The organism is Trinickia sp. EG282A, from assembly GCF_040965455.1.
In the GTDB taxonomy this organism is placed as follows: domain Bacteria; phylum Pseudomonadota; class Gammaproteobacteria; order Burkholderiales; family Burkholderiaceae; genus Trinickia; species Trinickia symbiotica.
This window is the reverse complement of the sequence record NZ_JBFRCC010000020.1, coordinates 1-6,390: the sequence shown is the minus strand read 5'-3', so window position 1 is coordinate 6,390 and position 6,390 is coordinate 1. Positions and strand designations below refer to the sequence as shown.

At 59.1% G+C, this 6,390-nt stretch carries 7 protein-coding genes and 1 pseudogene; 5 read left to right on the top strand and 3 right to left on the bottom strand.

The window, feature by feature from the left end; genetic code table 11:
- Nucleotides 1-427: 427 nt before the first annotated feature.
- Nucleotides 428-919 (bottom strand): hypothetical protein, encoded by a 492-nt coding sequence (locus tag AB4Y31_RS31680; RefSeq protein WP_368677410.1) that lies wholly within the window; start codon nt 917-919, stop codon nt 428-430.
- Here AB4Y31_RS31680 and AB4Y31_RS31675 point away from each other — a divergent pair.
- From AB4Y31_RS31675 to AB4Y31_RS31655, 5 genes and pseudogenes are all read left to right on the top strand, one after another.
- Nucleotides 800-1,173, top strand: a pseudogene (locus AB4Y31_RS31675) (transposase domain-containing protein); the annotation flags it as partial. The gene AB4Y31_RS31680 and the pseudogene AB4Y31_RS31675 overlap by 120 nt on opposite strands.
- Nucleotides 1,174-1,203: 30 nt before the next feature.
- The gene (locus AB4Y31_RS31670; protein ID WP_107153860.1) at nt 1,204-1,524 is read left to right on the top strand and encodes a plasmid pRiA4b ORF-3 family protein; all 321 of its coding nucleotides are present in this window, start codon (nt 1,204-1,206) and stop codon (nt 1,522-1,524) included.
- 170 nt (nt 1,525-1,694) lie between these two features.
- Nucleotides 1,695-2,597 carry a trypsin-like serine protease gene (locus AB4Y31_RS31665; RefSeq protein ID WP_368677409.1) on the top strand — a complete coding sequence of 301 codons (903 nt, stop codon included), beginning with the start codon at nt 1,695-1,697 and terminating at the stop codon, nt 2,595-2,597.
- Between the two features lie 415 nt (nt 2,598-3,012).
- Nucleotides 3,013-3,240: a transposase zinc-binding domain-containing protein gene (locus AB4Y31_RS31660; RefSeq protein ID WP_368677408.1), complete on the top strand. Its 228-nt coding sequence runs from the start codon at nt 3,013-3,015 to the stop codon at nt 3,238-3,240.
- Nucleotides 3,241-3,908: 668 nt separating this feature from the next.
- A complete protein-coding gene (locus tag AB4Y31_RS31655; protein ID WP_258187866.1) occupies nt 3,909-4,439 on the top strand; it encodes a hypothetical protein in 531 nt (176 codons plus the stop codon).
- Here the strand turns inward: AB4Y31_RS31655 and AB4Y31_RS31650 are convergent.
- Nucleotides 4,436-4,648, bottom strand: a complete 213-nt coding sequence (locus AB4Y31_RS31650) for a hypothetical protein (protein ID WP_368677407.1) — start codon at nt 4,646-4,648, stop codon at nt 4,436-4,438. The two genes, AB4Y31_RS31655 and AB4Y31_RS31650, sit on opposite strands and share 4 nt — an antisense overlap.
- A 1,234-nt stretch (nt 4,649-5,882) precedes the next feature.
- The gene (locus AB4Y31_RS31645; protein ID WP_368677406.1) at nt 5,883-6,215 is read right to left on the bottom strand and encodes a hypothetical protein; all 333 of its coding nucleotides are present in this window, start codon (nt 6,213-6,215) and stop codon (nt 5,883-5,885) included.
- Nucleotides 6,216-6,390: the final 175 nt, after the last annotated feature.

The window sequence follows — 6,390 nt, the reverse complement described above, 5'->3', positions numbered from 1 at the left end:
TCACGGATTGCAGAGCTGCATCTATGCTCATTCGAACATCGAATTCGCGCGCGTCGTCTCATTGATTTCACCTGGCGTTACTTGCGTCGTTACGTCGGCGTCGCCGACCGTGTTTTGAACACCATCCTTAGCGGTTTTAGTTCTACTGAGAGAATTTTGAAAGCCCAATAAAATTTGCGGCGATCAACATAAGCAAGGTCTGACATCAATTTATTTGATACCTTTCTTATTAAATTTCACCAAATCGCGTGGCACAATTAGAGCTCAGTCGCCGTTGATATAGACTGCACACACAGGTGCATGGGGTACGTGCCTGTCGCGGGCAGTGCTACGAACTGCGGGACTGACGCCTTAATAACTTGCTGAAAAGGAGTGTTCATGTTCATGCCTAAAATCAAGAGGATCGTGTGCGGCGGGCTGCTAACTGCTACGCTGATGGGGGTAGCTGCGCAGGCTGCCGCGGAGACCCCAACGGTGTGCTACCCGCAAAACCATGACGAAGGTCACTTTGATGAAGGTTACTACTGCTCAGTCTTTGCAGACGGATGATCCGGATTGTGCACTCGGCCAGGCGCAAGGTTACATGGGTGGCGGTCGCCGTTACCAGCGCAGCTGGCGCGGTCGTGAGGCGCATGCCGCCATCATGCACCGCTATCGCCAGCGGCGCGAGAAAGCGACGCATCACCCTAGCCACGCCGTCGCTCGGCATGGTCACTTCTGTCACTGCGCATAGTGTGAATTTGTGCGTCATGGGCCATTTCGCCGACGGGTCTTGCATGGCTGCCCCATGACCACCAAGGCTTGTTGGGCTCATGCGAGACGACAGCTCGATGAACTCCTCGTGGCGCGGCCGAATGCCTTCAATACCGAGGCCCTTGAGTGGATCGGTGCGCTGCATAAAGTTGAAGAAGCGATCCATGGCAGCCCCTCCCGACGAGCGTCGCGCCTCCCCTGATTCGCGCGGCTATCGGTCACCGCAATTGCCTCTTTGCGGGTGCCGATTCGGGCGGTGAACGTACCGCCGCGATCTACAGCTTGGTCGGCACAGCGAAGATTAACAATGTCGATCCTGAGACGCATCTGCGATACGTGTTTGCACGCATCGCAGAGTATCCGATCATCGATGAACTATTGCCGTGGGAAGGTAAGCAGTCTCGTGGCGTGAGGCGTTAATACGCCTCGACCTCCGATACTCGCTACGCCATGGCCAAGTCCTACCGACTGTTCACCCTGCATGCGCAAATCCGTGACATCGATCCGCCCATCTCGCGCCGCGTGCAAGTCCAAGGCGGAGAATCATTGCGCAAGCTTCATGACATTCTGCAAGCCGCATTCGGCTGGCACGACGCGGATCTGCACGAGTTCGAGGTCAACGATAAGGCGTACGTCGTGATGGACGTCGGACACATGCTCGAATTCATGGACTCGAAGAAAAAGTTCGACGATCGGAAGGTCAAGGTAAGCCGCTGCGCGGCGACTAAATGCAACAACGCCGATAAAAGTGGCAAAAATCCATGTCCCTGAGGAGCGAGACATGCAGACGAACCCGAACGAACTGAGCTGCTGGACCCAAGCCCGCGAGATGGGCCTGGGCGCCGCCCCGGTGCCGGCGAAGGCGAGCCGGAGGCCTGAAATGGGCCTCGCGAACCACCACTGTCCCCGATCCCGACATCCCTGAGAGGACTCGATCCCTGATGAAAGCCCTACCACTGCAAAAGCGTGTGGCATCCCTCGCAATGGCCATCGCCACCACCTTCGCATCCTCGGTTGCCACGGCGCAAAGCCCGGGCGTCGTGCAGCCTCGTAATCCCGACCGCGCCGTCCTGCCGGTCATCTCTGGCTCGAAGGTCAGCGTTCCCTTTGGGTCATGCAGCGTAGGGGCGGTGTTGGTGCCCAAGAGCATCCTCCACAGACTGACGCCTTACCAACGTGCCACACGATGGCTCGTGCTTGCCAAGCACTGCGCGCCGATGCACGCGACCATCCACGTGGGTACCGTTGCCATCGGCACCGTCGTGTGGCAGTCGGCTGCCTCGGACATCGAGCTTGTGCGGGTATCGCCCAAGCCGAATCCGTGGTCCTTGCAGTGCTCCGGTCACCACAGCGCAGCCTTCTGCAGTCCGATCCAGACTTATACGCCCCTTGCGAACAACCAGGTCTTTATGCCGCGCGCCGGGCAGGAAGCGCGCCTTGCTGTTACCGGGTGGTCGGACGCGCCGTATGAACAGTTCTGCACAAGCGGTTGGCGCACCGGCGTCCGCTGCGTGTGGCAAGGCATGTCTGTCGAGGCGGGAGTTTATAAACCGAGTTATGAGCACATCAATGCCGCGCACTCGTCCGAGCTCAACAGCATTGACAACGGCGACTCCGGCGGACCGGTTGTCACCTACGACCGGCAGCTGATCGGGATCATCTCCTCCGGCGAGCCTGACGGCCGTTCCATCGTCTACTACACGCCAATGCAACAAGTGCTGTACGAGCTTTACGCCTACAGCCTCGCCCCGGCCGACCTGCCCACCGCTGTCGGCGAGGACAATCCGCTATCCCGCAACGGTGAAAACGCCGCTTGGGAAGTGGCGCCGACCGACGACGAGTGAGGTGCCCGGTCGCGACCCACTGCCGGATGAAGGCGAGCGGGTCGGCGTTCATGACGTCGGCCTGTGTCGTCAGCATTTCGTGTGGGTAGTGGAAGTAGCTTTTCAGTCAGCAAAGCGCCGCCTGTGTGCCGCGCTTTGCTATGTGGTTGAGTCGCCCCTGAAAAACCGAGCAGTCCCTTACAGAACAAGGTAAGCCGCTGCGCGGCGACTAGAACCGTCGCTATGCGAAGGCAACGCCGCAGGCAACCCGCCGTTGGCTGCGAGCGGGGGATGGTAGAGTCGGAGGTGTGGCGCACGGGAGGTACCGATCATCAGAACCGTCAGTCCGATCAAACAGCTGCTGCAGACCGGCGAGGCTTGGTGGCGGCATTTCAAAAAGCATGAGCATGAGATCCGCTCGGCGGTGGTGGACAACATGGTGCGCCTGCTGGCTTGCGGACTGGAAGTAATGGGCTACGCGAGCCACTCCTGCTCGAACGGAGCCTGCCCGCATCGCAAGAGGGTGTGCTTCAGCTGCAAGAGCCGGTTCTGCCCCACGTGCGGCAAGAAGGCGACGGACCAATGGATCGCCACGCAAACGGCGAGGCTGCCGCAAACGCGCTGGCAGCACATCACGCTGACGATGCCCTCGGCGCTGTGGTAGGTGTTCAGGCTGAACCGCGCGCTGCTGAAGGTGCCGCACGACATCGAGTGTCGGTACGCGGTCCTCATCCAATACGCGGACGATTGCTTCATCGATTTCGGCCCCGGACGTGCTCGCAGCTAAATGCAACAGGCATAGGTATTCCCGGTCCGTCTCCGTCGGCGTTGCGGCAGGCAATGCGTCGTAGGCCCGGCGGCACGTGGTCGTTGGAAACAGCTCGTCTTTATAGCAGTAGGCCGCGAAGGCCCCGCACTTTCTTACCAGCGACCAAATTAGGTGCCGGTAGTCGATTCGTCGCTGATTGCGGCCGGTCAAGCGCGGAAGAGTGAGAACATGCGCCGTCCCGTGGTAAAAGTCCAAGATCTCCGAGCGGATGCGCGCTTTCAGCGTCGCACCGATCAATCGCGACGGCACGGAGTAATGATTGTTGAGCAGCCGAATTAAACTGAAACGAGAGACGCGCACCGAGACCTCGCGCGTGCAGTCCAACGGCGCCACGGGCAGCGGCCTAAGCGCCGCTCGGTCCTGCTCGAATCGTTGCGAGCGTGTGAGATTGCGCAGCCGAACAAGTTCGCCACGGAAGTGTTCGTAATCGCTACGCGTTCCGAAGTCTCGCGTGCCGCGAACCCGCAGTGCCTGATCCACGACCTTTTTGAACCGGAAGTGCATTGCTCGACGTCACCGTTCTGGTTACCGCATCCGGCCGTGTTCGCCGACGGCTGCATGCCGTAATGGGCGAGCAATGCTCGATAGTTCTGCGTGAACTCGTGCATTCCTTCGCGATCGAGGTCGCGTACGGCCGCGGTCAGATTGTCGGTGCGGTGCCATTCGGGAACACCGCCGATCTGCCACAGGCACGCTTCAAGCCCTTCGGCCAGCGCCTCGAAGCTCTCGGAAAAGCAAATGCGTACGACCTCCACGTTCGAATAGGTCAGCACGAGATGATAGACCAGGCGTGGGAATGCCGTGCTCCAGATCGTTACTCTCAGGCGATTCATCGAAGTGAAATCGGATTGAGCCATGCGCCCGGGCACATGCTTCTGTGGAAACATGACCTCCTGTTCCGGGCCGTAACGAACTCGCCACGCTTGAATGTGTCGCTGCAACGTACGCAGCTGGCCTTCCTGATATCGCCCCGGAAACGTCTGGCACAGCAGCGCGAACAGCGTCTTGGCCTAAAATGCCGGGTCTCGCTTTAGGTGTCCTCAACCCACGGCCCGTCGGGGCTGAACGGATTCTCCCGCGTGCGATGCGTGCGTGGCTTCTTCACTTCATTCGGCAACGTGCCAGCACGCTCGTACTTACGAACCGTGCGCTCACTCATACCGGTTCGCGTTGCCGCCAGCTTCTGGCTCGCTCCTTTCCGCCGTTCTTCCCGCAAGAATTTGATTTCTCCGTCTTTTTTCATGCTGGCTCCGGAGGGAGCCGCATCATAGCGACGGCCGCAGCCTCAGCAGGTCAGCCGCCAACACCGGCAAATCTAGTTGTCGCCAGACAACCAAAGCCTGAATCCGTCAACGCCGATAGAATTCTGACCCGCCGGTGGGTCAGTTTTACATTGGCGCTAACATGAATCAAAGTCACGCCGCCTATTTGCCGGATGCCGATCGGCCGTCAGCATGCGTCGCCCGATCTTGTCCCGGAGCAAGTGGGCTCTACGCTTTCGACATCTTCTGGGACAATTTCGACACGTCTTCAGCGGTTGACTAACATTCGTCTCTTCGATCCTTACCTGACAGAGTCGAACTCTGCCTTTTCCATCGACGCTCACCACGCGGACTCTTTACCCGCGCAACTCGTGGCGGTTTGGAACCTGCCCCTGCAGGCCGGCTCCGAAGGGCCTTCCTTCATCTCTGGTAAAGCACCGCAAACATCGGTTAGCTGATGCTCGCGTTCTTGGCACACCCCACTCGATTGTCAATCGGGAGGCTGACACCTTACGAGGGCAGCGTTTCCGCCGCGTCGCGCGGCTTCGATACCGTCAGCGATACCGAAAAACGCGCCCGGCACTAAACGGCTTTCACCGAACCGCAGCGGAGAGTCCACGCCCGCTTTATTTTAAAGATCGCGGACGCCGGTGTCTCAGGACGATTTATGAGCTCGATACCGTCGCTGATACCGTCAGCCTCGCTCGAATGCGGTGCTCGATACCGTCACAACCGTAATGCGGCGCTAAGGTCATCGTGCTCGAAGGCACTCGCCACGCGGGCAATCTCTGCGCGCCTTGAACCGACCTCCTGAGCGACCGATCGCCATGTCCGGGTCACGTTGGCCACCTCCCGATCCGTGGCCCGAGCCCTATTTCAGCGACAATCCAAAGAACTCCGCGGCATTTTCCGGGAGGCCAACCGAACACGTTCCCTCGTCGAGATCGAGCTTTGTCGTCAGGATGCGCGCCTTGACATCGGTCTGCGTTGGATTGAGATCACAGGCCGGTGACAGTTCCCATTGGCACGCGACGGTGTTCGGCGGACCGCATTGGAATCTCAACGCCCGCTCACTTGGAAATATCGCCAAGACAAAGCATCACGAGACAATTCGCTAGCTAGGGCAATACCGTCATAGTACGGCTAGGGTGGCTTTAATCGCACCTCTGAGGCGTGATGAACCCCTTTCGAAGAATCGTAGTCGGACGCGTCGGGTCAGGCAGCCGCCGCCATTCGGTCGAGCAATGCACGAATCGTGCTGGCAGACTCTGGCGACCTTGGATCAAGGGTGCGGATTCCAAGTTCAGAAAGCGATCGCGTAATGTGTTTATCCGCCTCGATCCTGAATTCCACATCAGGGTCTCGCCCTTCACCCAGCGGGATCGACAGGTTCAGGTTCGTCTTGAAAAGCAACGCATATCGCGACGAATGCATGCCAACCAGTGTGTACAGGTAGTGGCGTTCATCGGCAGTGATCGTGCGGCCCGAGACCTGGAGTGCGGCTTCCAAATAGCCGATTGCGTCCGAAACGGGCCGGTCGACAAGCACGAGGTCGTGAGCCAGTGCACTCTCCAGCTCGGCTCGTATGACAGAAGACGAGCCTGTCAGAATTTTAGTGTGTCGAGGTCATGAGACGATAACGGAAATTACGTCCTATGACCGAAGCAACCGTGACCAAGAAGAGCAAGAACCCGAAGGCGCCGAAGCTGTTCCCCGACGAGCT

Bases quoted from the DNA above. Each gene is read 5' to 3' on its own strand.
- AB4Y31_RS31680 (WP_368677410.1), bottom strand. From the start codon at position 919: ATGGATCGCTTCTTCAACTTTATGCAGCGCACCGATCCACTCAAGGGC.
- AB4Y31_RS31670 (WP_107153860.1), top strand. From the start codon at position 1,204: ATGGCCAAGTCCTACCGACTGTTCACCCTGCATGCGCAAATCCGTGAC.
- AB4Y31_RS31665 (WP_368677409.1), top strand. From the start codon at position 1,695: ATGAAAGCCCTACCACTGCAAAAGCGTGTGGCATCCCTCGCAATGGCC.
- AB4Y31_RS31660 (WP_368677408.1), top strand. From the start codon at position 3,013: ATGGTGCGCCTGCTGGCTTGCGGACTGGAAGTAATGGGCTACGCGAGC.
- AB4Y31_RS31650 (WP_368677407.1), bottom strand. From the start codon at position 4,648: ATGAAAAAAGACGGAGAAATCAAATTCTTGCGGGAAGAACGGCGGAAA.